Source organism: Streptomyces sp. NPDC093065, from assembly GCF_044754585.1.
Taxonomy (GTDB): Bacteria; Actinomycetota; Actinomycetes; order Streptomycetales; family Streptomycetaceae; genus Streptomyces.
Genome location: NZ_JBIVPJ010000006.1, coordinates 161,378 through 186,520, shown reverse-complemented (window position 1 = coordinate 186,520; position 25,143 = coordinate 161,378). Strand labels below are relative to the sequence as shown.

The window sequence follows — 25,143 nt, the reverse complement described above, 5'->3', positions numbered from 1 at the left end:
CGGCCCACGGCGCCCGGAACGCCAGCCGGAGCGTCCGGCGCTGTGGGATCGTGGTCGGGTGACGACGCTGGAGGACCTGGCCCGGCTGCGCCGGGCACGCGACCTGATGGACCGCGAGTACGCCGAGCCGCTCGACGTGCCGGCGCTGGCCCGCGTCGCCCTCATGTCGGCGGGCCACTTCTCCCGCAGCTTCCGCGCCGCCTACGGGGAAACGCCGTACAGCTACCTGATGACACGCCGCGTCGAGCGCGCCATGGCGCTGCTGCGGCGCGGCGACATGAGCGTCACCGAGGTCTGCTTCGCGGTCGGCTGTACCTCGCTGGGCTCGTTCAGCTCGCGGTTCACCGAACTGGTCGGCGAGAGCCCGAGCGCCTACCGCAACCGCGACCACTCCGACGGCGCCGCCGTCCCCGCCTGCGTCGCCAAGGTCCACACCCGGCCCGTCAGGAACGGAGAAGCGACCCCCGCGCCACCGCCCGTAGCGTGACACACATGGACATCAGCCTCTCGCAGTGCTTCATAGCCGTCGACGACCACGACAAGGCGCTCGCCTTCTACCGGGACGTGCTCGGCATGGACGTCCGCAACGACGTCGGCCACGCAGGAATGCGCTGGGTGACCGTCGGCTCCCCGGACCAGCCCGACGTGGACATGGTCCTCGAACCCCCGCTCGCGGACCCCAACGCGTCGGCCGCCGACAAGGAGGCCATGGCCGAACTCCTGGCCAAGGGGCACCTGCGCGGCGTCGTCCTCACCACCGACGACGTCGACGCCACCTTCGAGCACGTCCGCGCCGCGGGCGCCGAAGTCCTCCAGGAGCCGGTCGACCAGCCCTACGGCGTCCGCGACTGCGCCTTCCGCGACCCGGCCGGCAACATGCTGCGCATCAACCAGCCGCGCAAGGACTGAGAATCCGTGTGTTTGCCGTGGGGCACAGGGGGCAGGCGCAAGTTCAGTGCTTCGGACAGGAGGCACGTCCGTGGGAGCGGCGCTGGGCCGCCACGGATGCGTCCGAGCGCGGCCGGACGCCCTCCCACGGTGACCGCCCGACCCCCAGGGCCGCGTCGTCGTACCGGTGCCGCCCGCATCGCGGGCCGGAGGCCGCCCGCCTCCCGGTCGCCCCCGATACGGACCGCACCGACCGGGCACCCGCCCGGCGCGACGGCGGGATCCCGCGCTCCGAGGGAGTTGCGACGCACCATGCCGATCCACGCCAGTGTGAAGCACCCGCACGACGACGCCCCCGACACGGCCGACGCCTTCCGTCGGCTCGCCGGCCTTCCCGACGGTCCCGAACGCGACGCGGTCCGCGACCGGATCGTCGAGGCATGGCTGCCCATGGCCGAACGGCTGGCGGGACGGTTCCGCAGCCGCGGCGAGAGCTACGAGGACCTGCGCCAGGTCGCGGCCCTCGGCCTCGTCAAGGCCGTCGACCGGTACGACCCCGAGCGCGGCAACGCCTTCGAGAGCTACGCCGTGCCCACCATCACGGGCGAGATCAAGCGCCACTTCCGCGACCACATGTGGACCCTGCACGTACCGCGCCGGGTCCAGGAACTGCGCAACCGCGTGCGCTTCGCCGGCCAGGACCTGTCCCAGACCATCCCGGGCCGCAGGCCCACCGTCACCGAGATCGCCGAGCACGCCGACCTGAGCGAGGAGGACGTCCGCGTCGGGCTGGAGGCGCTGGAGAGCTTCACGGCCCTGTCGCTGGACGCCGAGCTCCCCGGCAGCGAGGACGGCTACTCGCTGGGTGACGCGCTCGGCGCCACCGACCCGGCCCTGGACACGGTCGTCGACCGCGAGGCCGTCAAGGACCGGCTGGCCGCGCTGCCGCCGCGCGAACGCGCCATCCTCTACATGCGGTTCTTCGACGACATGACGCAGAGCCGCATCGCCGAACAGCTCGGCATCTCCCAGATGCACGTCTCCCGGCTGATCACCCGCTGCTGCGACCGGGTGCGGGAGCAGGTCATGCGGGATCCGGGTCCGGGGGCGTGAAACCTCGGGCTCACCCGCCCGGGCGCCGCGTTCGCGCGAACGGCGCACGGTGACGGGCGCCCACCCACCCGGCGGGCTGTGATGGCCGAGGGGCGCGAGCGCCGTGCCCCCGCAGCCGTCGCTCGAAGGAGCCCGCCCCATGCGCCGCACCGCCCGCGCCCTGTCCGTCGCCGTCCTGGCCAGCGCCGCCCTGGGCGTCCCGGTGGGGGCCGTCGTGGCCGACCCCGGCGTCCCGCCGCCGCCCGGCGACGCGGGGGAGCCCGTCGCCCCGCCGTCCGCCGACGATTCGGCAGCCGTGCCCCCGCCGACTGCCGGGGACGCCCTCCAGCCGTCCGCCGGGCGGACCGCCGCGCAGGTGAGCCCGGCGGACGCCGCTCCGGGCGACACCGTCACCGTCTCGGTCTCGTGCGCCCCGACCGGCGGGGCGGCCGCGCCCGCGAGCCTCGACGCCACCTCGGCGGCCTTCGAGGAGGGCACGGTCGCGCTGCGCAAGGTGGCGGACGACGGGGGGACGGCGTCCGGGCCGACCTACCGCGGCACCGCGCGCATAGCCACCACCGAGGACTTCGCGGCCGAACAGGACGCCGGGGACGCGGGGGACGCCGCCGACCCGGGGGGCGCGGACACCGGGGGCCCGGCGGACACCTCGGGCTCGGCCGAGACCGAGGGCTGGGCGGACACGGAGGGATCCGCCGGGGCCACCGACGACTGGACCGTGGACGGCGCCTGCCCGGACGCCTCGGGCGGCGAGGGCGGCGCCCCCTGGAGCGCCACCATGAGCGTGCCCGGGGAAAGCGGTGCCGGTGCCGGTGCCGCCCAGCCGGCGTGCCGGGAGTCCACCGCCCCGCGCGCGGGAACCTCCACGCACGGCACGCCGTGCGCCCCCGCCAAGCCCGCGTGCCCCGAGACCACCTCGCCGCGCGGCGACGCCGCCACGCAGGGCACGTCCTGCGGCGGTGCGAAGGCGGAGCACGGGGTGCAGGCCGGCGCCGGCGGCTCCTTCGGCGACTCGGTGCCCGCCCTGGTCGCCGGCGGCCTGCTGATCGCGGGCGCGTGCGCCGCGGCCGCGCACCGGCTGCGGCTGCGCCTGCGCGGGGAGGACGGGGAGCGCTGACTCGCGCGGGCGCCGGCCCGGCCTGTGACCCGCGCAACCGGACCCGCAGCCATGGCGGGGCCGCAGGGTGGGTACTGGGATCAACGAACGGCGAGCAGACACGGACCGACACGGAGACAGGGCACGGCACGGACAGGCGGCACGGACCGCGCGGAGGTACCCATGCGGCGCACGGACCCCGAAGACCCCGCCACGGAACCCGGGAGCCACGGTGCCGTCGGCCGTTCCGGAGCAGGCCCCGGCCTCGGAGGGCCGGCTGCGGGGCCGGGCGGTCGTGGCGCGGTCGGGGCTTCCGGGGCAGGTGCCGGTCTCGGAGGTCCGGCTGTGGGGCGGGGCGGTCATGGTGCCGTCGGGCGTTTTGGAGTGGGTCCCGGCCTTGGGGGTGCGGGGGTGGGTGGTGCGGAGGTATGCATGGGGCGTACGGATTCCGGAGGGCCGGCTGCGGGGCCGGGTGGTCGTGGTGCTGTCGGGGGTTCCGGGGCAGGTGCCGGTCTCGGAGGTCCGGCTGTGGGGTGGGGCGGTCATGGTGCCGTCGGGCGTTCCGGAGTGGGTGCCGGCCCTGTGGGACACGGACCCGTCCGGTACGGTCCGCACTTTCCCGATGACGGGCTGCCGGTGCTGCCCGAACTGTCCGCCGTGCTCGCAGCCGCGGCGGGCCGCTCTCGCGGGGAACCGGCCGGCGGTGGGCCCGCCCTCCTGGACGCCGCGAGCGGCTACTGGGACCGGCGCGGCCTGACCACCGACCCGGGCCACCTCGCCGCCGCCCCCGGCGCGGGCGCCCTGCTCCTCGCGCTGACCGCCGCGCTGGGCGGCGACGTCCTGGTGCCCCGCCCCTGCGCCGCCTGGTGGGCACCGTACGCACGGCTGCTGGGCCGGCCCGTCTTCCACGTGCCGACACCGGCCGAGTCCGGCGGCGTACCCGACCCGTACGCCCTCCTGGAGACCGTCCGCCGGGTGCGCGCCGAGGGGGGCGATCCGCGCCTGCTGGTGCTCTCCGTCGCCGACGACCCGACCGGCACCGTCGCGCCGCCCGAACTGCTGCACGAGACCGTCGAGGCCGCCGCCGGGGAGGGACTGCACCTGGTCAGCGACGAGACCTGGCGCGACACCCTGCACGACCCGCACGCCACCGTGATCCTGAGCCCCGCCGAGATGCTGCCCGAGCGGGTCACCGTCGTCACCGACCTGGCCGGCGCGCTGCTGCCGCCGGCCTGGCCGGCCGCCGTCGCCCGCTTCCCCGCCTCCGCCGCCGGGAACGGCCTGCACGCGCGCGTGCTCGACGTGCTCACCGCACTCGGCGCCCGGGTCGCGGCCCCCGTCGCCGCCGCGGCCGGGTACGCGCTCGACGAACCCGAGCCGGTCGCCACGCGCCGGGCCGCCGCCGTGCGTCTGCACGCGCGCGTGGCCGCGGCCCTGCACGCGGCCGTCGTCGCCGCGGGCGCCACCGCCCGGCCCCCGCAGGCCGGCCGCCACCTGTACGCCGACCTCGGGCCGCTGCGCGACGCGCTGGGCGCCGAGGGTGTCGGCGACGCCCAGGAACTGGAGGACTTCCTCACCGCCAGGCTGGGCATGCCCGCCCCCGGCGGCCACCGCTTCGGCGACGACCTGCCGGCCCTGCGCGTCCGGCTCGCCACCGGCCCCCTGCTCGACGCGGGCACCGACGAGCGGCGCGCGCAGGCCCTCCTGGCCCCCGACCCGTTGGAACTGCCCGACGTGCAACGCGCGTTGACCGGTCTGAAGTCGGTCTTCGACGCTCTCCGCGACGCTCAGCGATGGGAGCCCCCTCGATGACGCAGCAGCCCCGGTCGACCACGAGCAGCCCCACCTCCGCCGAGGACACCGGCGCGGCCTCCGCCCACCCGCCGCTCGCCGCACCCCGGCCCCCGGCCGAGCACCGGGTGTGGCCGCGGACCTTCCACGACCGGCTGACCGCGCCGCTGCCCGGCCTGAAGGCCCTGGCCAGATTCGCCCGCGAGGGAGCGGTGAGACCCGGCCCCGCCGGACTCGCCGACATCCCGCGGCTGCCCCACGCCCCCGGCCCGCTGCCCCGCGTCGACGCGCGCACGGTCGCCGTCACCTGGGCCGGACACGCCAGCTGGGTGATCCGGATCGGCGGGCTCACCGTGCTCACCGACCCGGTCTGGTCCCGCCGGATCCTCGGCACCCCGGCCCGGATCACGCCCGTAGGCGTCGCCTGGAGCGCCCTGCCCCGCGTGGACGCCGTCGTCATCAGCCACAACCACTACGACCACCTGGACGCCCCCACCCTGCGCAGGCTCCCGCGCGACACCCCGGTGCTCGTGCCCGCCGGTCTCGGCCGCTGGTTCCACCGCCGCCGCTTCACCCGCGTCACCGAGCTGGACTGGTGGGAGGCGACCGAGCTGAACGGGGTCCGGTTCGACTTCGTCCCGGCCCACCACTGGTCCAAGCGCAGCCTCACCGACACCTGCCGCACCCTGTGGGGCGGCTGGGTGCTCACCGACGCCGACGGCCGGCGCGTCTACTTCGCCGGCGACACGGGATACGGCCACTGGTTCACCCGTATCGGCCGCCGCTACCCCGGTATCGACCTCGCCCTGCTCCCCATCGGCGCCTACGACCCCCGCTGGTGGCTCAGCGACGTGCACTGCGATCCCGAGGAGGCGGTACGGGCCGCCCAGGACGTCGGGGCGCGCCACATGGCGCCGATGCACTGGGGCACCTTCGTCCTGTCCGCGGAGCCGGTACTGGAACCCCTCACCCGGGTACGCGCCGCCTGGCAGCAGGCGGGCCTGCCCCGCGAGCGGCTGTGGGACCTGCCGGTCGGCGGGTCCCGAGTGCTGGAGTGACGCCCCCGCCTCCGCCCCCCGTCCCGGCATCCGCAGGCCGCCGCGGCCCTACGCCTTCGCCGGCCCCCGCAACCGCCGCCAGACCCCAGGCACCACGCTGACCAGCACGGTCAGGGCGATCGCCGCGGCCACGCCCTCCCACGGCTTGCTGAACAGGGCGCCGCTGAGGATCCCGATCAGCTGGTACGTCACCGCCCAGGCCAGGCAGGCCGGCAGGTTGCCCCTCGCGAAACGCCGCAGCGGCCACTTCGCCAGCAGGCAGGCCAGCATCACCGGTATCCGGCCGGCCGGCACCAGCCGGGACAGGACCAGCACCGCCACGTCGTGCTCGGCGAGTTTCTCCTGCGCCTGCTCCAGCCGGTCCTCCGGCGCCCGGGAGCGGATCGCCTCCAGCCAGCGCGAGCCGTTCTTCGAGCCGACCCCGCGCCGGCCCAGCCAGTACAGCGCCATGTCCCCGCAGAACGCGGCCAGCGACGCCGTCGCGAACACCATCAGCATGGCGAACGGCAGCGTCTGGTGCATCGCCACCACCGCCGCCGAACTGACCAGAGCACCCGTCGGCACGACCGGCACCAGCGCCCCGATCAGCACCAGCAGGAACAGCGACGGATAGCCGAGCGCCTGCTGCGTCGGCTCCGTCGGTATGTTCAGCGTCGCGGCCCCCAGCCAGCTCACCGCGCGACCTCCACCCGCACACTCTCGCCGTGCCCCAGCCGGTGCACCGCCACCCCCGGCGCGCGCAGCGCCGACAGGCGCACGAACTCCTGGCCCGGCGTGTGGAACTCGTGGGGGCGCACGGCGTCCATCCCGATCGGCCAGTACGTGCCGTAGTGCACCGGCACCGCGGTGCGCGGCGCCAGCCGGGCCAGCGCCTCGGCCGCCCGCCCCGCGTCCAGGTGCTCCGCACCCAGGTACGGGCCCCAGCCGCCCACCGGCAGCAGCGCCGCGTCGACCGGCCCGACCTCCTTCTCCATCCCGTCGAACAGACCGGTGTCCCCGGCGAAGTACGTCCGAGCCTCACCCTCGACGACATAGCCGAGCGCGGGGGCGCGGTGCCGTCCGACCGGCAGCCGCCGCCCGTCGTGCCGGGCCGGCACCGCACGGATCCGCAGGTCACCGACTGTCGTCTCGTCACCCGGCGCCATCTCGGTCAGCTCCAGGTGCCCGAGCCGGCGCAGTCCCGGCACCGCCCGGCGCGCGCCCCGGGGCACGAGCAGGCGCGTGCCCGGCGCAAGCCGCGCGAGCGACGGCACATGCAGATGGTCGGCGTGCAGGTGGGAAACGAGCGCCACGTCCGCACGCCGGGCCTCCGGCGGCGGCACCTCGCCCCGCCTGCGCCGCAGGTGGGCGAGGCGCCGTACGAACAGGGGATCGGTGAGCACGCGGACGTCCGAGTCCTCGACCGTGCAGGTGGCGTGACCCCACCACGTGAGCTCCACCGGCACCTCTTTGCCTCCTTCGCGCGACTCCCCGAAGCCTACGTCCAGGAGTAGGGTCGGCGGCGAAAACGGGAGGTGACGGGAGGTGAGGGGGGACACCATGGGGCCGGTGCGGGTGACGGCGATCGCCAGTCTGACGCCACTGGAGCAGCTGGACGACGACCCCTTCCTGGTCGACTCCCGCAGCCAGCACGCCATGTGCGCCCACTGGGCCGCCGAGCACGGCTACGTCGTCGCCCGACAGCTCCTGGTGCGCCGGCTGCGGCACGACCACGACGCCCTGTGGGACGGGGTGCTTCCCGGGCGGGACCTGTTCGTGGCGCCGAGCCGCCGGGTGCTGGAGAGCGCGCTGTCCTCCGTCGACGACTTCACCGCGGAGTGCGCGCGGCGCGGCGTCCGCGTCGAGACCGTGGGCCACGCGGAACCGTCGTACGACGCGTGGATGAAGGCGTGCGTCCACCGCAGGCTGTCCATGCCGACGGCCGGGTACGACGGCCGCTGACCACCGCCGCGGGGCGTGAACCGGACCCGGGGGGACAAACGGGCACTCCGGAGCGTTGTGGCAGGGTGGGGAAGGCCCGCACGGACGACGGGCCGGGGACGTGAGGTGTGCGGGACGTGAGCGGAGGCCGTTGGCGCCGGGTCGCCAGTCAGATCGGGCGGAGTGTCGCGGTGTGGGCCGTGTCCACCCTCACCATGCTCGCGCTCGCCGGGATCCTGCCGGACTTCCGGCTCCAGTCGCCCGACGGCGACAGCGCCACCGACATCGCCGTGACCGCCGCGGTCGGCGCCGGCGCCTTCGGTCTGCTCTCCGCCCTGGTCTGGCCGCTCATGGTCCGCCTGCTGCTCCTGGTGCCGGCCCTCGTGCTCGGCCTGCTGGTCTTCTTCCTCAACGGCGGACTGCTGCTCCTCGCGATCGACGTGAACCCGGCCGGACGCGGCGGCGTCGCCCCCGAGACGGCGGTCGTGGTGGCCGCCGTCATGTCCGCCGTCGCCTCCGCCACCGGCGGCGCCCTGGCCGTGCGCGACGACGACGCCTACCGGCGCCGCCTCTACCGCCTCGCCGACCGCCGCCGCAGATCCGGGCCGCCCTGTCCGGCCGGACCCGGCACCGTCTTCCTGCAACTGGACGGCGTCGGCCACGACGTCCTGCGGGACGCGGTCGACGGCGGCGCCATGCCCACCGTCGCCCGCTGGCTCGGCCGCGACGGCGCCCGCGCCACCCACCGGCTCGACCTCTGGCGCACCGACTGGTCCAGCCAGACCGGCGCCAGCCAGCTCGGCATCCTGCACGGCAGCAACCACGACGTCCCCGCCTTCCGCTGGTACGAGAAGGACACCGGCGAGGTCATGGTCAGCAACCGCCCGACCAGCGCCGCCGAACTCCAGTACCGCGCCGTCCGGCGCACCGGCGACGGCGGACTGCTCAGCCTCGACGGCGCCAGCCGCGGCAACCTCTTCGGCGGCGGCGCCGACGAGCAGGCCCTCGTGCTGTCCATAGCCACCCGCCGCCGCAGCCGCGAGACCCGCTCCCGGGCCGGCTACTTCGCCTACTTCTCCGACCCGGCCAACGCCGTGCGCACCGCGATGTCCTTCGTCGCCGAGGTGTGCCGGGAGATCGGCCAGTCCACCCGCGCCCGCGTCCACAAGGTCCGCCCGCGCGTATCCCGCGGCGGCCTCTACCCCTTCGTCCGCGCCTTCGCGACCGTCGTCGAGCGGGACGTCGTCGTCGCCGCGGTGATGGGCGACATGCTCGCCGGCCGCACCGCCGTCTACGCCGACCTGGTGGCCTACGACGAGGTGGCGCACCACTCCGGGCCGGGCAGCCGGGACGCCGCCAAGGTCCTCGGACGGCTCGACCGGGCCCTCGCCCTGATCGAGCAGGTCGCCGAGCACGCGCCCCGCTCGTACCGGATCGTCGTCCTGTCCGACCACGGCCAGAGCCCCGGGGAGACCTTCCGCGCCCGCTACGGCCTGACCCTCGCCGACCTGGTGCGGGCCGGCTGCGGACTGCCCGTGCCGCGCAGCGCCCGGCGCACCCGCAGCGGCGCCGAGGCGCGCAACACCGTACGGGCCGCCCTGCACCGCCCCGTCGAGGAGGGCGCCGAACAGCAGCGGCCCGCCGACACCCCCACCGGACGCCGTTCCGAGCCGATCGTGCTCGCTTCCGGCAACCTCGGCCTGGTCTCCTTCCCGGACGTCCCGCACCGGATGACCCGGGAGGAGATCGACGCCCGCCACCCCGCCCTGCTGCCGACCCTCGCCAACCACCCCGGCGTCGGCTTCCTGCTGGTGCGCAGCGAGGAACACGGCGGCGTCGTGCTCGGCGCGCGCGGCGCCGAGGTGCCTCTCGACCGGCTCGACGAGGACCCCGGTCCGCTCGCCCCCTTCGGTCCCGGCGCCGCCGACGCCGTACGCCGCACCCACACCTTCCCGCACACCGCCGACATCATGGTCAACTCCTTCCACGACCCGGCCGACGGCGAGGTCCTCGCCTTCGAGGAGCAGATCGGCTCGCACGGCGGACTCGGCGGCGCCCAGTCCCGCGCCTTCCTGCTGTCCCCGACCGTGCTGTCCGCGCCGGCCGGCCAGGGTGAGGAGATCGTCGGCGCGGAGCAGGTCCACCGGGTGCTTCGCCACTGGCTGCGCGAGTCGAACGGCCCCCAGGTGCCGGTGGAGGCGGAGGAACCGCGGCCGAAGGTCGTCGAAGGCGCACCTTTTCCCGTCGCGGACGGGTTCGTACAGGACAAAAGCGCCTGATTTGGAAGGGTGCGGGAGCGTGCCGGACCATGGGCGGGTCCGGCGATCCCGGGCCCCGTTCCATGAGAGGCGCACCATCCCATGCACGTCACCGGGACCGTCCCCCCACCGGCTCCGGAACCGCAGGAGAACCCCGCGGCCCCCGACACCGGACACACCGACCACCCCGCTCCCGCCGACGACTCGGCACCCGGTGGCACCCGGCACGCCCGCCGCTTCGGGCTCCCCGTCGCCACCGCCCTGGTCATGGGCAACATCATCGGCGGCGGCATCTTCCTGCTCCCGGCCTCCGTCGCCCCGTTCGGCACCATCAGCCTGCTCGCCTTCGGCGTCCTGACCGTCGGCGCGATCGCGCTGGCCCTGGTCTTCGGCCGCCTCGCCGCCCGCGACCCTCGCACCGGCGGCCCCTACGTCTACGCCCGCGGGGCCTTCGGCGACTTCGCCGGTTTCCTCGCCGCCTGGGCGTACTGGATCACCACCTGGGTGTCCAACGCGGCCCTCGCCGTCGCCGCCGTCGGCTACCTCGACGTCCTGATCCCGGTGAACGACCACCGCTGGACCGCGTGCCTGGCCGCCCTCGTCGTCCAGTGGCTGCCCGCCCTCGCCAACTTCGCCGGCACCCGCTACGTCGGCGCCGTCCAGCTCGTCTCCACCGTGCTGAAGTTCGCGCCGCTGCTGCTCGTCGCGGTCGGCGGGCTGTTCTTCTTCGACGGCGACAACCTCGGCCCGTTCAACGCCACCGGCTCCAGCGGCATCGGTGCCGTCTCCGCCGCCGCCGCGATCCTGCTCTTCTCCTACCTCGGCGTGGAGTCCGCCGCCGTCAGCGCCGGCGAGGTCAAGGACCCCCGCCGCACGGTCGGCCGGGCCACCGTCATCGGCACCGCGGGCGCCGCCCTCGTCTACCTCCTCGGCACCCTCGCGGTCTTCGGCACCGTCGCCCACGACCGCCTGGTCACCTCCTCGGCGCCCTTCTCGGACGCCGTGAACGCCATGTTCGGCGGCGCCTGGGGCGGCTGGGCCGTCGCCCTGGCCGCCCTGGTCTCGATGACCGGCTGCCTCAACGGCTGGACCCTGCTCAGCGCCCAGACCCCGTACGCGGCGGCCAAGGACGGTCTCTTCCCGGCCGCGTTCGCGCGCAGGCGGCGCGGGGTGCCCACCGTCGGCGTCGGCGTCACCGTCGTCCTCGCCTCCCTGCTCACCGTGTACAACTACACGTCCGGCTCGGCCAAGGTCTTCGAGGTCCTCGTCCTCGTCACCACCTTCACCGCCACCGTGCCCTACCTGCTGGCCACGGCCGCCCAGCTCTTCCACCTGCTCTCCGGACAGGGCGAGAGGGTCGACCGGGCGCGCCTGGTCCGGGACGGGGTGATCGCGTCGGTCGCGGCGGCCTTCTCGCTGTGGCTGGTCGCGGGCGCCGGGTACACGGCGGTCTACCAGGGCGTGCTGTTCCTGTTCGCGGGCGTGCTCGTGTACGCGGTGATGGCGGCCCGCAGGCGCCGAGCCGAGGGCCCCACCGCACCGTAATTCGGTTGGGCGGGGACACGAGGGCACGCACACTGGGCCGGTCGCCTCCCGGCCCGAACCAGCCCCTGCGTGCAGGCAGCCGTCACCGTCACTCCCGCCCGGCTCCCGGAGCTGCTGCTCGCCTCGCCACCGTGCGGCCGGTGTCCCTGTGGGGCACACCCGGCATCGGCAAGTCTTCGCTGGTGAGGAACTACGCCGACTCGCCGGGCCTGGTGGGGGTCCCTCCCACGCCGTTCAGGTGGGGGAGCGTGAGCCCTGACCCTCCGTCACGGGCAGGTATCCGGCGCCGTGCGGCGCGGCGTCGCAGAACACGACACGGGCGGCGCACACGTCGCGGGCCTCGGCGTAGGAGGCGGCGACGGAGATGCCGTGGGTGCGTGCGAGTTCGGTGTCGGCGGCGAGGGTGATGCCCGACGCGATGCCGCCGAGCGGCGGGTACGACGAGACGAACCAGCTCAGGGCCTGCTGCCAGGGGTGCAGGCGGGTGGGGCCGCCCAGCATGTCGTCGCGGCGGCCGCCCGCGAGGTCGAGGGCGGTGGACGTGGTGCGACATCGCCGGCCGGGTGCGGGTGCACGGACGCGGCGGCACCGTCCTGCAGCCCGGCGTCGACCTGCTGCTGCGCGCCGACGACTCTCCGCCCACCGCGCCGGTCCTCGTCGTCACCGACGGCTGGTGCGCCGTCCTGCGGGTGCGGCGCGAGGACGCCTGCCTGATCCCGCAGGGCGCGCGGCTGCCGTTCACGTCCCGGGGGCCGGTCTTCCGGGTGAGCTGAGCCGGAGTGTGATCGGATGGGGGTGGGACCCGGCCGCCGGGCTCCCACCGCCCAGCTACAGCAAGAGAATTCGAGAGGAACCGCCGTGGCAACCACGCGCTCCGCACACACCGTCTGGGAAGGCAACCTGCTCGAGGGCAACGGTGTCGTCACCTTCGACTCGTCCGGCATCGGCGAGCAGCCGGTGTCGTGGCCGTCGCGCGCCGAGCAGGCGAACGGCAAGACCAGCCCGGAAGAGCTGATCGCCGCCGCCCACTCCAGCTGCTTCTCCATGGCGCTGTCGCACGGCCTGGCCGGCGCCGGCACCCCGCCCACCAAGCTCACCACCTCCGCCGACGTCACCTTCCAGCCCGGCGAGGGCATCAAGGGCATCCACCTCACCGTCGAGGGCACCGTCCCCGGTCTCACCGAGGACGCGTTCGTCGCCGCCGCCGAGGACGCCAAGAAGAACTGCCCGGTCAGCCAGGCGTTGACCGGCACGACGATCACCCTGTCGGCCAAGCTGGCCTAGCGGGACAGGGCGCTAGGAGCCCGTGCGCTCCCAGCCCCGCCGGTCCGGGCGCGGCCCCAGCTGCCTGGGGTCGCGCGACCGGTAGACCACGTACGGCCGGGTCAGGTACTGCAGGGGCGCGCTGAACATGTGCACCAGACGGGTGTACGGCACCAGGGCGATCAGCACCATGCCGACCACGGCGTGCACGTGGTACAGCACCGGCACGCCCGCCATCAGCTCCGTCTTCGGATTCAGCGTGAACAGGCTGCGCGACCAGGGAGCGATGGTGCTCCGGTAGTCGTAGCCGTTGCCGGAGGTGTCGGAGAGCTTGGCGATCATGCCCAGCAGGAGGGCGCCGAGCAGGAAGACGTACATGAGCTTGTCGTTGGCCGTGGTGGCCCGGAAGACCGGCGCGTTGGTGCGGCGCCGGTAGATCAGGATGCCGATGCCCGCGACCGCGAGGACCCCGGAGAAGGTGCCTCCGTACAGCGAGAACAGGTGGTACGCGTGCTCGCTGATGCCGACGGCCTGCGTCCAGGACGCCGGGACGAACAGGCCGATCAGATGGCCGGCGAGCACGAAGAGGATGCCGTAGTGGAAGACCGGCGATGCGATGTTGAGCAGTTTGGACTCGTAGACCTGCGAGGAGCGCGTCGTCCAGCCGAAGCGGTCGTAGCGGTGCCGCCAGACGAGACCCGCGATCAGCAGCGCGAAGGCGGCGTAGGGCAGGACGCCCCACAGGAAGACGTTCATCGGCGGGCTCCGGTGGGTGCGGGCGGCAGGGTGGCGCACACGGCGTCCAGGACGCACGCGTAGGGCGTGCCGAAGGCGGTGAGCCGGGAGCGCAGCTGGTCGAGGGCGTCGCGGTGCTCGGTGAGCATGGTCAGGTCCCCGGTGCGCGAGACGAACTCCAGGACCGCCGGGAGGAAGTCCGGCAGTTCCTCGCCGGTGAACTCCAGACCGTGCGCGCGGTACAGCTCCTTGAAACGGACCAGGGACATCCCGCGATTGCGGGTGTCGCCGTCGGTCCACCAGCTCAGGTACAGACTGTGCCGGTTCCTGAAGTCGAAGACCTCGACGTAGTGCGCCTGGAGTTCGTCCTGCCCGGTCGCCGCCGCGTGGTCGGTGAAGCCGCGCAGTTGCGGGGCGGCCTCGCGCAGCAGGGGCAGCCGGGTGCGGAAGTCGTCGTCGGGATACGTCAGACAGAGCGCCGCCGCCTGGTACAGCACCTCGAAGCCGGGCATCGGATCAGACCTCCCTCTCGTCGTCCGCGGTCTGCCGCCTGCGCAGGATGTGGAAGTTCTCCACCGGCACCAGCGGCAGCCGCCTGCGCCCCGAGTCCTGGCCGAACGGTCCGTCGCCGCCCATGCCCGGCCCGCCGTCGGTGTCCAGGCTGCAGGTGTCCGGCAGCGCGGAGGCCTCCAGCCGGTGCGCATCCCCGACGGCTGCCGTCGGGATCACGTATCGCTCCTCGTACTTGGCGATCGCCAGCAGCCGGTACATCTCCTCGACCTCCTCGGGGGACATGCCGACGCCCGCGCAGACGGCCGGGTCGGGGTCCTCGCCGAGGTTGACCGACCGCATGTGGGCGCGCATCGCCGCCAGCTTCTCCAGGGACGCCCGCACCGGCCCGGTGTCTCCGGCCGTGAACAGTTCGGCCAGGTACTCCAGCGGGATGCGCAGCGTGTCGATCGCGCCGAACAGGTTGTCCGCGTCCTCGCCGTCGTGCCCGGTCTCCGTCAGTGCGTCGACGACCGGGGACAGGGGAGGGATGTACCAGACCATCGGCATCGTGCGGTACTCCGGATGCAGGGGCAGCGCGACGCGGTACCTGCTCACCAGGGCGTGCACGGGGGAGCGCCGGGCCGCCTCGATCCAGTCGAACGGGATCCCCGCCTCCTCGGCGGCCCGCCGCACCTCCGGGTCCTCCGGATCGAGGAAGACGCCCAACTGGGCCTCGTACAGGTCGCGTTCGTTCGGCGTCTCGGCGGCCCCGGTCACCTTGTCGGCGTCGTAGAGGACCACCCCCAGGTACCTGAGCCGTCCCACGCAGGTCTCCGAGCAGACGGTGGGCTGGCCGACCTCGATGCGCGGGTAGCAGAAGGTGCACTTCTCGGCCTTGCCGGTGCGGTGGTTGAAGTACACCTTCTTGTACGGGCATCCGGTCACGCACATCCGCCAGCCCCGGCAGCGGTCCTGGTCGACAAGGACGATGCCGTCCTCCGAGCGCTTGTACATCGCCCCGGACGGGCACGAGGCCACGCACGACGGGTTGAGGCAGTGTTCGCAGATGCGCGGCAGGTAGAACATGAACGTCTCTTCGTACGCGAACCGCACCTTCTCCGAGGCCTGTCGACGCGTGCGTTCCACCATCGGGTCCAGGTCGCCGTAGGCGGGGGCACCGCCCAGGCTGTCGTCCCAGTTCGAGGACCAGCCGATCTTCATGGGCTTGCCGTCTAGCTGCGAGATCGGACGCGCGACGGGGTAGTCCGTGCCGAGCGGCGCGTCGGTGAGGTTCTTGTAGTCGTACGTCCAGGGCTCGTAGTAGTCCTTGATCTCCGGGAGCCTGGGGTTGGAGAAGATCCCGGCGAGCTTCCTGAACCGGCCGCCCGCCTTCAACCGCAGCGCGCCACGCCGGTTCAGCTCCCAGCCGCCCTGCCACTTCTCCTGGTCCTCGTAGCGGCGCGGGTAGCCCTGTCCGGGGCGGGTCTCCACGTTGTTGAACCAGACGTACTCCATGCCCCGCCGGTTGGTCCACGCCTGCTTGCACGTGACCGAACAGGTGTGGCAGCCGATGCACTTGTCGAGGTTCATGACCATCGCCACCTGTGCCATGACGCGCATCAGTACTCGACCTCCTGGGAGCGGCGCCGGATCACCGTCACCTCGTCGCGCTGGTTGCCCGTCGGGCCCAGGTAGTTGAACGCCCAGGACAACTGGGCGTAGCCGCCGATGAGATGGGTCGGCTTGAGGAGCAGACGGGTGAGTGAGTTGTGGACGCCGCCGCGCTTCCCGGTCGTCTCCGTGAGCGGGACGTTGACCGTGCGTTCCTGGGCGTGGTGCATGAAGACCGTGCCGGGCGGCATGCGGTGCGAGACGATCGCGCGGGCCACCACCACGCCGTTGCGGTTGACCGCCTCGATCCAGTCGTCGTCCGCGACCCCGATCGCCGCCGCGTCCTCGGCGGACATCCAGATGGTCTGACCGCCGCGGGACAGCGCCAGCATGAACAGGTTGTCCTGGTACTCGGAGTGGATCGACCACTTGTTGTGCGGGGTGAGGTACCGGACCGTCACCTCGCGGTGCCCGTCGGGACCGAGCTGCGGTTCGCCGAACAGCCGGTGCATGTCCAGCGGAGGCCGGTACACGGGCAGTGCCTCGCCCAGCTCGTGCATCCAGTCGTGGTCGACGAAGAAGTGCTGCCGGCCGGTGAGGGTGTGCCAGGGCTTGAGGTGCTCGGTGTTGAGCGTGAACGCCGTGTAGCGCCGCCCGCCCGCCTCGCTGCCCGACCACTCCGGAGAGGTGATCACCGGCACCGGCGCCGCCTGGGTGTCGGCGTAGGTGATCCGCTTGCCCTCGTGCTCGGCGGCCAGGTGGGCCATCTCCTGCCCGGTCTTCGCCTCCAGGGTGTGGAAGCCCTGGGTGGCCAGGCGCCCGTTGGTGGTGCCGGACAGCGACAGGATGGTGTTGGCCGCCTTCACCGCCGTGTCCAGCGCCGGGCGTCCGTCGGCCGGGCCGCCGTGCACCGTGCCGTTGAGGTCCCGCAGCCGGGCCACCTCCTCGTCCGGCCGCAGCGTGATGCCCTTGGCGGGCAGCCCCTTGGCCTCCACCAGCGGGCCCAGCGCCGCGAACTTGGCACCGATCGCCGTGTAGTCGCGCTCCACGACGACGAGGTTCGGCATGGTCCTCCCCGGCTCCGGCTCGCACTCCCCGCGCCGCCAGTCCCGTACGACACCGCCCGGCTGGGCGATCTCGCCCGGTGTGTCGTGCTGGAGCGGTGCCGCCACCAGGTCCTTGCGCACCCCGAGACGGCCCTCGGCCAGCTCGCTCAGCTTCTCCGCGAGGAGCTTGAAGGTGTCGAAGTCGGTGCGGGCCTGCCATGGCGGGTCCACCGCCGGGGAGAAGGCGTGCACGTAGGGGTGCATGTCCGTGCTGGACAGGTCGTGCTTCTCGTACCAGGTCGCGGCCGGCAGCACCACGTCGGACAGGAGCGTGGACGAGGTGTGCCGGAAGTCCAGCGAAAGCAGCAGGTCGAGCTTTCCCTCGGGTGCCTGCTCGTGCCAGACCACGTCCCGGGGCCGCTCGCCGGGCGCCGCCTCCTCGGCCCGCAGCGAGGACTGGGTGCCCAGCAGGTGCCTGGTGAAGTACTCGGCGCCCTTGCCGGACGAGCCGAGCAGGTTGGCCCGCCACAGGGTCACGATCCGCGGCCAGTTCTCCGGCGCGTCCGGGTCCTCGCCCGCGAACTTCAGGGTGCCCGCTCGCAGTTCGGCCACCGCGTTCGCCACCGGGTCGCCCAGGCTCTCGCCCAGCTCCAGCGGGTTGCGGTCGAAGGTCGGGTACGACGGCATCCAGCCGGTGCGCGCCGACAGCGCGAGACAGTCCGCGCCCGCCATCCCCGCGAGCCGCCCCTCGCCCAGCGGCGAGGCGAGCACGTCGGCGCGGAAACGGTCGTAGCGCCACTGGTCGGTGTGGAGGTACCAGTACCCGGTGCCGATCGCCTGGCGCGGTGGGCGCGACCAGTCCGACGCGGCGGCCAGGGACGCCCAGCCCGTCACCGGACGGCACTTCTCCTGGCCGACGTAGTGCGCCCAGCCGCCGCCGTTGCGGCCCTGGCAGCCGGTGAGCTGGAGCAGGGCGAGGAAGCCCCGGTAGATCGTCTCGGAGTGGAACCAGTGGTTGGTGCCGGCGCCCATCAGGATCATGCAGCGCCCCTCGGACCGCTCCGCTGTCCGCGCGAACTCCCGGGCGATGCGCACACAGGCCGCCGCCGGGACCGAGGTGTGCGTCTCCTGCCAGGCGGGGGTGGCGGGCGCCTCCGCGTCCTCGTACGACGCCGGCCAGTCGCCCGGCAGGTCCGGCCGCGCCACGCCGTACTGGGCCAGCATCAGGTCGAAGACCGTCGTCACCAGCGGACCGGTCGCCCCGCCGAGCCGCGTCGCCGGCACACCCCGCCGCAGCACGTCACCGCGCCCCTGCCCGTGCGGGCCGCCCTCGGTGTCGAATCGGGGGAGCAGCACCTCCACGCCGGACGCCATGGCGTGGCCGTGCAGGCTCAGCCGGGGGCGTACGTCGCCCAGGTCCAGGTTCCACTTCCCCCGGTCGGCGTCGTTCCAGCGGAAGCCCAGCGAGCCGTTCGGGACGACCGCGCGGCCCGTCGCCTCGTCCAGGACGACCGTCTTCCAGCGGGCGTCGTCGCCGCCCTGCCCCAGGTCGGCGGCGCGCAGGAACTTGTCCGGGACGTACGCGCCGTCCCGCTCGGTCAGCGTCACCAGGAACGGGAGGTCGGTGAAACGGCGCACGTAGTCGTCGAAGAACGGGGTCTCGCGGTCGACGAAGAACTCCTTGAGGACCACGTGCCCCATCGCCGTCGCCAGCGCGGCGTCCGTACCGGGGTGCGGGTGCAGCCACTGGTCGGCGAACTTGGTGTTGTCGGCGTAGTCGGGCGAGACCACGACCACCTTCTGGCCCCGGTAGCGGGCCTCCGCCATCCAGTGCGCGTCCGGCGTGCGGGTCACCGGCACGTTCGTGCCCCACATGATCAGGTACGCCGCGTCCCACCAGTCGCCCGACTCCGGCACGTCCGTCTGGTCGCCGAAGACCTGCGGGGACGCCACCGGCAGGTCGGCGTACCAGTCGTAGAACGACAGCATCGGCGCGCCGATCAGCGAGTGGAAGCGGGCCCCCGCCGCGTGCGACACCATCGACATCGCGGGGATGGGGGAGAAGCCCGCGACGCGGTCGGGGCCGTGGGCGCGGATCGTGTGCACGTGCGCGGCGGCGACCATCTCCACCGCCTCGTCCCAGCTCGCCCGGACCAGACCGCCCTTGCCGCGCGCACGCTGGTAGCGCCCGCGGCGCTCCGGGTCGCCCTGGATGTCGGCCCAGGCCAGCACGGGGTCCTTCAGCCGGGCCTTCGCCTCGCGGTACATCGTCAGCAGCACACCGCGCACGTACGGATAGCGCACCCGGGTCGGCGAGTACGTGTACCAGGAGAACGCCGCACCGCGGGGGCAGCCGCGCGGCTCGTACTCGGGGCGGTCCGGACCGACCGACGGATAGTCCGTGGCCTGGGTCTCCCAGGTGATGATGCCGTCCTTGACGAACACGTTCCACCGGCACGAACCCGTGCAGTTCACGCCGTGCGTCGACGTGACGACCTTGTCGTGGCTCCAGCGGTCCCGGTAGAAGGCGTCCGACTCCCGGCCGCCGACCAGCCCGATGCTGTGCAGGTCGGGTGCGGCGGTGCCCGGCCGGAAGAACCGTCCCGCGCGCAGCAGCGCCGCGCCCGGCTCGGTGGGCGGTGTCCGCGTGTCGGTCACGTGCGCTCCCTTGCTCACCCGGCGCCGGGTGCTCGCCGGGCCCTGGTTCCCGAACCTAGGGCCGGGCGCGGGAGCGCACCCGTTCGCGGCGCCCGTACGGGTCAGGGGGCTGCCCGACGTGCGGCTCGGGGCCTTGCGGGCCACCCCCGCGTACACCGGCACGATGCCCTCGGCCTGGGCCGCCACGTCCTCCGGGTCCGGCCGCCGGTCAGAAGGTCTCGCGGTACTCCCGGAGGATCTTCTCGGTGCGCTGGGTCGAGGCGGCGCGCGCCGTCATGTGGTCCAGGACCTCCAGGTGCGCCGAGACCTCGGTGCGGGAGTCCAGGTACAGGGCGCCCGTCAGGTACTCGGTGAAGACCATGTCGGGCAGCTCCGGCTCCGCGAACCGGAACAGGGTGAACGGTGCGTACGTCCCGGGGTGCGGCCCGTCCTCGAACTCGGCGACCTGGAGCGTCACCCGGTCCCGGGCGGCGAACTCCAGCAGCTTGTCCAGCTGCTCGCGCATCACCCGGCCGTGGATGCTCACCGGCCGCTTCAGCACCGTCTCGTCCATCACCACCCACAGGTGGGGCGGATCGGCGCGGTCGAGGAGGCGCTGGCGCTCCATGCGCAGCGACACGTGCCGCTCCACCGCGTCCGCGCCCGCGTTGCCGATGGTCCCGGCCTCCAGGACCGATCGCGCGTAGTCCTCGGTCTGCAGCAGCCCGGGGACGAAGTGCGGCTCGTAGGAACGGACGATCCGCGCCGCCCCCTCCAGGCTCACGTACAGGCTGAACCAGTCCGGCAGCACGTCGTGGTACCGCTGCCACCAGCCCGGCTGGTTCGCCTCCTCGGCGAGCGCCACGAACGCCGAGACCTCGTCGGCGGCCACTCCGTACGCCGTCAGCAGTATCTGGACGTACGGTATTTTCAGCGCGACCTCGGCCATCTCCATGCGCCGCACGGTCGCCGGGGCCACCCGGAGCACCTTGGCGGCCTCCTCGCGCTTGAGGCCCGCTCTCTCCCGCAGTTCCTGAAGCCGTCTGCCGAGGACCACCTGGCCCACGGTGGGTGCGGCCCGCCGCTCGCTCACGCCACGCCTCCCCAACGCGCCCAAGTCTCACCGCAGTCTGTCATGTTCCTCTGCCGGTCTCACAGGGGTGTTCGTGGATCTTTCCCGGACCGGACGCATTACCCGGCGGGTAATCGACCCCCGCCCGTGCCGGACGGGATCGTGGAGCCACCGGGTTCCGGTCCGGCGCACTCCGGACCGGGAACCGGCCCGTCCCAGCATGTCCGACCCGACGGAGGGTGACTCGCCATGTCCACACACCAGCTTGCCGCACTCGCCCGTACGGCCGAACCGCGGCTCATGCTCCGCCGCTTCCTGGCCCTCGACGCGGCGGTGACCGGCGCCAACGCGCTCGCCTACCTCGCCCTGTCCGGCCCGCTCGGCCGCTACCTCGGCGCCGGCTCGGGGCTGCTCCTCGCCCTCGGCGCGTTCCTCGCGGTGTACGCCGGGTGCGTGGGCCTGCTGGCCGCCCGTCCCCGGCCCCCGGCGCTCGCCGTGCGGGCCGTCGTCGAGGCCAACCTCGCCTGGGCGGCCGTCAGCCTCGTCGCGCTCGCCCTGTGGCTCACGCCCACCACGGCCGGAGCGGTGTGGACGGTGCTCCAGGCCGCCGTCGTCACCGGGTTCGCGCTGGTTCAGTACGGCGCCCTGAGGGTGATTCAGGGCAGCAGGGTCTGAAGGTGCTTGACCGTCGCCGGGTCGGCCGGGAGCAGCGTCTCGATGGCCAGCTCGGCGACCGTCACGTCCATCGGGGTGTTGAAGGTGGAGATGGACGAGATGAACGACAGCACATGTCCCTCGTGCTCGATCTGCATGGGCAGCGCGAAGTACGGCACCGGCTCCTCCGGCTCGGTGCCCGGCGCGGTCTCCGGCACCGGATACGCCACCACCTCCTCGTACAGCTCCCGCAGCGCCTGTGAGCGGTGCAGGGCGATCTGCCGCCCCATCTGCTCCAGCAGGTGCCCGCGCCACTCGCGCAGATTGCGGATGCGTGGCGCAAGGCCCTCGGGGTGCAGCGTCAGCCGGATCGCGTTCAGCGGCGGCGCGAGCAGGTGCTCGGCGACCCCGTCCATGAGCATCGTGATCCCCCGGTTGGCCGCCAGCACCCGGTACGTCCCGTCGACGACCAGCGCCGGATACGGCTCGTATCCCCGGATCAGCCGCTCCATGCCCTCGCGCAGGGCGCCGAGCGCGGGATCGTCCAGCGGGGTCTCCGGGTAGCGCGGGGCGTAACCGGCCGCGAGCAGCAGCGCGTTGCGCTCGCGCACGGGGACGTCCAGGTGTTCGGCGAGGCGCAGCACCATCTCCTCGCTCGGCCGGGAGCGGCCCGTCTCGACGAAGCTGATGTGCCGGGCCGAGGAGTCGGCGCGCAGCGCCAGCTCGAGCTGGCTGACCCGCCGCCGCTCCCGCCAGGCCCGCAGCAGCGGGCCCACACCCCGGTCGGTCGCGGGGGCGGTGCCGGGCACGAGTGCGGTCATGCCCCGAACGGTAGTCGACGGCGGGCCGCGCCGCGGCGGCCCCGCTGTGGCAGGCTGAAACGAACCCGACCGTCGAGCACCACCAGCGAAGGAGCGCAGCACATGCCCGTCGAACCGCTGTCGCCGCAGGAGATCGAGGAGCGGCTGGCCGGGCTGCCCGGCTGGTCCCTGGACGCCGGCCGCCTCACCCGCTCCTACCGGCTCGCCTCCCACTTCGCGGCGACCGCGATGGTCGTCCACATCGCGCAGGTGCAGGAGGAACTGGACCACCACTCCGACCTGACCCTCGGCTACAACACGGTGGCCCTCGCCGTGCACACCCACAGTGCGGGCGGCGCCGTCACCGGGAAGGACGTCGAGCTCGCCCGCAGGGTGGAGGACCTGGCCGCCGGTCACGGGGCACACTGACGGTGTGCTCGACTACGACAAGGAAGCGGAGCGGTACGACGAGTCCCGCGGCGGTGAGCCCCGGGCCGCGGCGGCCGCGCAGGCCGTACTGAGCCTGGTGCCGCGACAGGCCCGCCGGCTGCTCGACGTGGGGTGCGGCACCGGCATCGTCACCCGGCGGGTCGCTGCCGGACGCGACGGCCTGCGGGTGACCGGTGTCGACCTCGTCCCCGCCATGGCCCGCCGCGCCGCCGCCCGGCTGCCCGGTGCCGTCGCGCTCGCCGACAGCCGCCGACTGCCCTTCGCGGACGGGGAGTTCGACGCGGTCTCCAGCGTGTGGCTGCTGCACCTCACCGGCGGCGCCCGCAACGCGCGGGCGGTCGTCGGCGAGTGCGCCCGGGTACTGCGGCCCGGCGGGGTGTACGTGACCACGGTGGACAAGGGCGCCTCGCACAACGTGGGCAGCGACATCGACGCCGTGCTCGCCGCCCGCCCGGCCGGCACCGCGCACGACGCCGCCCGCCTGGTCGAGGCGTACGCCCGCGAGCACGGCCTGGTCCCGGCGGGCGGGGCCCGCTTCACCGGCCACGGCCAGGGCCGCAGCCCTCGCCGGACGGTCGCGGACCTGCGGCGCGGCTGGTTCGTCACGCTGCCGCCGGGCGAACCGCTCGCGGAGGAGTTCGCCGCACGCCTGGCCGCCCTGCCGGACCAGGACCGGCCACGGGCCGACCCCGTCTTCACCCTCGCGGCGTTCAAGAAGCCCTAGGGGGCGGCAACCCGGCAGCCCCGGGCGGCGACTGAGGGGCGGAAACCGTCCGCCCCTCAGGAGGTCCGACCCGTGAGGCACCCCCACACCCGCCCCCATGCCCCCCGCGCCCACCGCAGACGCCCACTCGCCGTGGCCGCTGCCCTCGCCGCCGCGCTCCTCGGCGCCGGCCTGACCACGCTGGCCCCCGACACCGCCCAGGCCGCCACGGCACGCCAGGTGGAGGCCCTGGACCGGGGTGTCGTCAGCGTCCACACCGGCGACGGCAACCTGGTCGGCTGGCGCTGGCTGGGCACCGACCCGGACAACGTCGCCTTCAACGTGTACCGGGCCGGCACGAAGGTCAACTCCAGCCCGGTCACTGGCTCCACCACCTTCTTCCACGCCGGCGCCCCCGCCCAGGCCGACTACACGGTCCGCGCGGTCGTGAACGGCACCGAGCAGGGCGACTCCGTCCACGCCGTCCAGTTCCGCGCCGGCTACAAGGACGTACCGATCAGCCCGCCGGCCGGCGGCACCACCCCCGACGGCGTCTCCTACACCTACGAGGCCAACGACGCCTCCGTCGGCGACCTCGACGGCGACGGCGCGCTCGACATCGTCCTCAAGTGGCAGCCGACCAACGCCAAGGACAACTCCCAGTCCGGTTACACCGGCAACACGGTCGTCGACGGCATACGCCTCGACGGCACCCGCCTGTGGCGCGTCGACCTGGGCCGCAACATCCGTTCCGGCGCCCACTACACCCAGTTCCAGGTGTACGACTACGACGGCGACGGCAAGGCCGAGGTCGCCATGAAGACCGCGGACGGCACCAGGGACGGCACCGGCGCGGTCCTCGGCAGCTCCTCGGCCGACCACCGCAACTCGAGCGGCTACGTGCTCACGGGCCCCGAGTACCTCACCATGTTCAACGGCCAGACCGGCAAGGCCATGGGCACCGTCGACTACGTCCCCGCCCGGGGCTCGGTCTCCTCCTGGGGCGACTCCTACGGCAACCGCGTCGACCGCTTCCTGGCCGGCACGGCGTACCTGGACGGCTCCCGCCCCTCGGTGATCATGGCGCGCGGCTACTACACGCGCACGGTGATCGCGGCCTGGGACTGGCGGGACGGCCGGTTCACCCGCCGCTGGACCTTCGACACCAACTCCTCCACCAACAGCGGCAAGGGCTACGACGGCCAGGGCAACCACCAGCTGTCCGTCGCGGACGTCGACGGCGACGGCCGGGACGAGATCGTCTACGGCGCGATGGCCGTCGACGACAACGGCTACGCCCTGTGGACCACGAAGAACGGCCACGGCGACGCCATGCACGTCGGCGACCTCGACCCGTCCCGCGCGGGCCTGGAGGAGTTCAAGGTCGACGAGGACGGTTCGAAGCCCTCGTCGTACATGGCGGACGCGCGCACCGGCCAGATCCTCTGGTCCACCGGCGCGAGCGGCGACAACGGGCGCGGCGTCTCCGGAGACATCTGGGCGGGCAGCGCGGGCGCCGAGTCCTGGTCGTCCGCCGAGAGCGGCATCCGCAACCCCAAGGGCACCGTCGTGAACAGCCGCAAGCCCTCCAGCACCAACTTCCTCGCCTGGTGGGACGGCGACACCGTCCGCGAACTCCTCGACGGCACCCACGTCGACAAGTACGGCACGTCCGGCGACACCCGCCTGCTCACCGGTTCCGGCGTCGCCTCCAACAACGGCACCAAGGCCACCCCGGTCCTGGCCGGCGACATCCTCGGCGACTGGCGCGAGGAGGTCGTCTGGCGCACGTCCAACAACACGGCGCTGCGCATCTACTCCACCCCCTACGACACGGACACCCGCATCACCACCCTCCTCCACGACACCCAGTACCGCACGGCCCTGGCCTGGCAGAACACGGCCTACAACCAGCCTCCGCACCCGAGCTTCTTCATCGGCGGCGGCATGACGGCGGCACCGAGGCCGACGATCTACACGCCGTGACGCACGGCGCCTTGGTCGTGCGGATGAC

The 25,143-nt window shown here is 73.7% G+C and carries 22 protein-coding genes and 2 pseudogenes; 15 read left to right on the top strand and 9 right to left on the bottom strand.

Annotated features, from left to right (window positions below):
- Positions 1 to 58: 58 nt before the first annotated feature.
- The 6 genes from ACIQFU_RS13320 (at position 59) to ACIQFU_RS13295 (ending at position 5,943) form a co-directional block, all read left to right on the top strand.
- Complete coding sequence (locus tag ACIQFU_RS13320) at positions 59 to 487, top strand: helix-turn-helix transcriptional regulator (protein WP_402551143.1); 429 nt, start codon at positions 59 to 61, stop codon at positions 485 to 487.
- A gap of 5 nt (positions 488 to 492) precedes the next feature.
- The gene (locus tag ACIQFU_RS13315; RefSeq protein ID WP_402551141.1) at positions 493 to 909 is read left to right on the top strand and encodes a VOC family protein; all 417 of its coding nucleotides are present in this window, start codon (positions 493 to 495) and stop codon (positions 907 to 909) included.
- A gap of 291 nt (positions 910 to 1,200) precedes the next feature.
- Complete coding sequence (locus tag ACIQFU_RS13310; protein WP_402551139.1) at positions 1,201 to 2,001, top strand: RNA polymerase sigma factor SigF; 801 nt, start codon at positions 1,201 to 1,203, stop codon at positions 1,999 to 2,001.
- A 139-nt stretch (positions 2,002 to 2,140) separates the two neighbouring features.
- Positions 2,141 to 3,115: a hypothetical protein gene (locus tag ACIQFU_RS13305; protein WP_402551137.1), complete on the top strand. Its 975-nt coding sequence runs from the start codon at positions 2,141 to 2,143 to the stop codon at positions 3,113 to 3,115.
- Between the two features lie 411 nt (positions 3,116 to 3,526).
- On the top strand, positions 3,527 to 4,906 hold the full coding sequence (locus ACIQFU_RS13300; RefSeq protein ID WP_402551136.1) for an aminotransferase class I/II-fold pyridoxal phosphate-dependent enzyme: 1,380 nt from the start codon (positions 3,527 to 3,529) through the stop codon (positions 4,904 to 4,906).
- Positions 4,903 to 5,943 (top strand): MBL fold metallo-hydrolase, encoded by a 1,041-nt coding sequence (locus ACIQFU_RS13295; RefSeq protein WP_402551134.1) that lies wholly within the window; start codon positions 4,903 to 4,905, stop codon positions 5,941 to 5,943. The genes ACIQFU_RS13300 and ACIQFU_RS13295 overlap by 4 nt, the downstream gene beginning before the upstream one ends.
- 48 nt (positions 5,944 to 5,991) lie before the next feature.
- Here the strand turns inward: ACIQFU_RS13295 and ACIQFU_RS13290 are convergent, their stop codons facing one another.
- Both ACIQFU_RS13290 and ACIQFU_RS13285 read right to left on the bottom strand, forming a co-directional pair.
- Entirely contained in the window at positions 5,992 to 6,618 is a 627-nt protein-coding gene (locus tag ACIQFU_RS13290) for a DedA family protein (protein ID WP_402551132.1), read from the bottom strand.
- On the bottom strand, positions 6,615 to 7,388 hold the full coding sequence (locus ACIQFU_RS13285) for an MBL fold metallo-hydrolase (RefSeq protein WP_402551131.1): 774 nt from the start codon (positions 7,386 to 7,388) through the stop codon (positions 6,615 to 6,617). The genes ACIQFU_RS13290 and ACIQFU_RS13285 overlap by 4 nt, the downstream gene beginning before the upstream one ends.
- A 94-nt stretch (positions 7,389 to 7,482) precedes the next feature.
- Between ACIQFU_RS13285 and ACIQFU_RS13280 the strand changes: the two genes are divergently transcribed.
- The 3 genes from ACIQFU_RS13280 to ACIQFU_RS13270 all read left to right on the top strand — a co-directional run bounded on the left by ACIQFU_RS13280 (position 7,483) and on the right by ACIQFU_RS13270 (position 11,666).
- On the top strand, positions 7,483 to 7,884 hold the full coding sequence (locus ACIQFU_RS13280; protein ID WP_402551392.1) for a hypothetical protein: 402 nt from the start codon (positions 7,483 to 7,485) through the stop codon (positions 7,882 to 7,884).
- Between the two features lie 116 nt (positions 7,885 to 8,000).
- The gene (locus tag ACIQFU_RS13275; protein ID WP_402551130.1) at positions 8,001 to 10,142 is read left to right on the top strand and encodes an alkaline phosphatase family protein; all 2,142 of its coding nucleotides are present in this window, start codon (positions 8,001 to 8,003) and stop codon (positions 10,140 to 10,142) included.
- A gap of 81 nt (positions 10,143 to 10,223) precedes the next feature.
- Positions 10,224 to 11,666: an amino acid permease gene (locus tag ACIQFU_RS13270; RefSeq protein ID WP_402551129.1), complete on the top strand. Its 1,443-nt coding sequence runs from the start codon at positions 10,224 to 10,226 to the stop codon at positions 11,664 to 11,666.
- A gap of 327 nt (positions 11,667 to 11,993) precedes the next feature.
- Here the strand turns inward: ACIQFU_RS13270 and ACIQFU_RS13265 are convergent.
- Positions 11,994 to 12,215, bottom strand: a pseudogene (locus ACIQFU_RS13265) (hypothetical protein); the annotation flags it as partial.
- Between ACIQFU_RS13265 and ACIQFU_RS13260 the strand changes: the two are divergent.
- Positions 12,212 to 12,439, top strand: a pseudogene (locus ACIQFU_RS13260) (hypothetical protein); the annotation flags it as partial. The pseudogenes ACIQFU_RS13265 and ACIQFU_RS13260 overlap by 4 nt on opposite strands.
- 85 nt (positions 12,440 to 12,524) lie before the next feature.
- The gene (locus tag ACIQFU_RS13255) at positions 12,525 to 12,950 is read left to right on the top strand and encodes an OsmC family protein (protein ID WP_402551128.1); all 426 of its coding nucleotides are present in this window, start codon (positions 12,525 to 12,527) and stop codon (positions 12,948 to 12,950) included.
- 12 nt (positions 12,951 to 12,962) lie between these two features.
- Here the strand turns inward: ACIQFU_RS13255 and narI are convergent, their stop codons facing one another.
- The 5 genes from narI to ACIQFU_RS13230 all read right to left on the bottom strand — a co-directional run bounded on the left by narI (position 12,963) and on the right by ACIQFU_RS13230 (position 20,543).
- On the bottom strand, positions 12,963 to 13,685 hold the full coding sequence (gene narI, locus ACIQFU_RS13250; protein ID WP_402551126.1) for a respiratory nitrate reductase subunit gamma: 723 nt from the start codon (positions 13,683 to 13,685) through the stop codon (positions 12,963 to 12,965).
- Positions 13,682 to 14,176 (bottom strand): nitrate reductase molybdenum cofactor assembly chaperone, encoded by a 495-nt coding sequence (gene narJ / locus ACIQFU_RS13245; RefSeq protein WP_402551124.1) that lies wholly within the window; start codon positions 14,174 to 14,176, stop codon positions 13,682 to 13,684. Before narJ ends, narI begins: the two co-directional genes overlap by 4 nt.
- A gap of 4 nt (positions 14,177 to 14,180) precedes the next feature.
- Positions 14,181 to 15,776 carry a nitrate reductase subunit beta gene (gene narH, locus ACIQFU_RS13240; RefSeq protein ID WP_402551122.1) on the bottom strand — a complete coding sequence of 532 codons (1,596 nt, stop codon included), beginning with the start codon at positions 15,774 to 15,776 and terminating at the stop codon, positions 14,181 to 14,183.
- On the bottom strand, positions 15,776 to 19,471 hold the full coding sequence (locus tag ACIQFU_RS13235) for a nitrate reductase subunit alpha (protein WP_402551121.1): 3,696 nt from the start codon (positions 19,469 to 19,471) through the stop codon (positions 15,776 to 15,778). The genes narH and ACIQFU_RS13235 overlap by 1 nt, the downstream gene beginning before the upstream one ends.
- 208 nt (positions 19,472 to 19,679) lie before the next feature.
- A complete protein-coding gene (locus ACIQFU_RS13230; RefSeq protein WP_402551119.1) occupies positions 19,680 to 20,543 on the bottom strand; it encodes a helix-turn-helix domain-containing protein in 864 nt (287 codons plus the stop codon).
- 228 nt (positions 20,544 to 20,771) lie between these two features.
- On the opposite strand from ACIQFU_RS13230, the gene ACIQFU_RS13225 reads away from it, so the two are divergent.
- Positions 20,772 to 21,197 carry a hypothetical protein gene (locus ACIQFU_RS13225; protein WP_402551117.1) on the top strand — a complete coding sequence of 142 codons (426 nt, stop codon included), beginning with the start codon at positions 20,772 to 20,774 and terminating at the stop codon, positions 21,195 to 21,197.
- On the opposite strand, the gene ACIQFU_RS13220 is transcribed toward ACIQFU_RS13225, so the two are convergent.
- Positions 21,179 to 21,997: a helix-turn-helix domain-containing protein gene (locus ACIQFU_RS13220; RefSeq protein ID WP_402551116.1), complete on the bottom strand. Its 819-nt coding sequence runs from the start codon at positions 21,995 to 21,997 to the stop codon at positions 21,179 to 21,181. The genes ACIQFU_RS13225 and ACIQFU_RS13220 overlap by 19 nt on opposite strands.
- A gap of 102 nt (positions 21,998 to 22,099) precedes the next feature.
- On the opposite strand from ACIQFU_RS13220, the gene ACIQFU_RS13215 reads away from it, so the two are divergent.
- The 3 genes from ACIQFU_RS13215 to ACIQFU_RS13205 all read left to right on the top strand — a co-directional run bounded on the left by ACIQFU_RS13215 (position 22,100) and on the right by ACIQFU_RS13205 (position 25,115).
- Positions 22,100 to 22,405, top strand: coding sequence for a 4a-hydroxytetrahydrobiopterin dehydratase (locus tag ACIQFU_RS13215; protein ID WP_402551115.1), 306 nt, complete (start codon positions 22,100 to 22,102; stop codon positions 22,403 to 22,405).
- 4 nt (positions 22,406 to 22,409) lie between these two features.
- On the top strand, positions 22,410 to 23,150 hold the full coding sequence (locus ACIQFU_RS13210; RefSeq protein ID WP_402551114.1) for a class I SAM-dependent methyltransferase: 741 nt from the start codon (positions 22,410 to 22,412) through the stop codon (positions 23,148 to 23,150).
- 72 nt (positions 23,151 to 23,222) lie between these two features.
- Positions 23,223 to 25,115, top strand: a complete 1,893-nt coding sequence (locus ACIQFU_RS13205) for a rhamnogalacturonan lyase (RefSeq protein ID WP_402551112.1) — start codon at positions 23,223 to 23,225, stop codon at positions 25,113 to 25,115.
- The last annotated feature ends 28 nt before the right edge of the window (positions 25,116 to 25,143 follow it).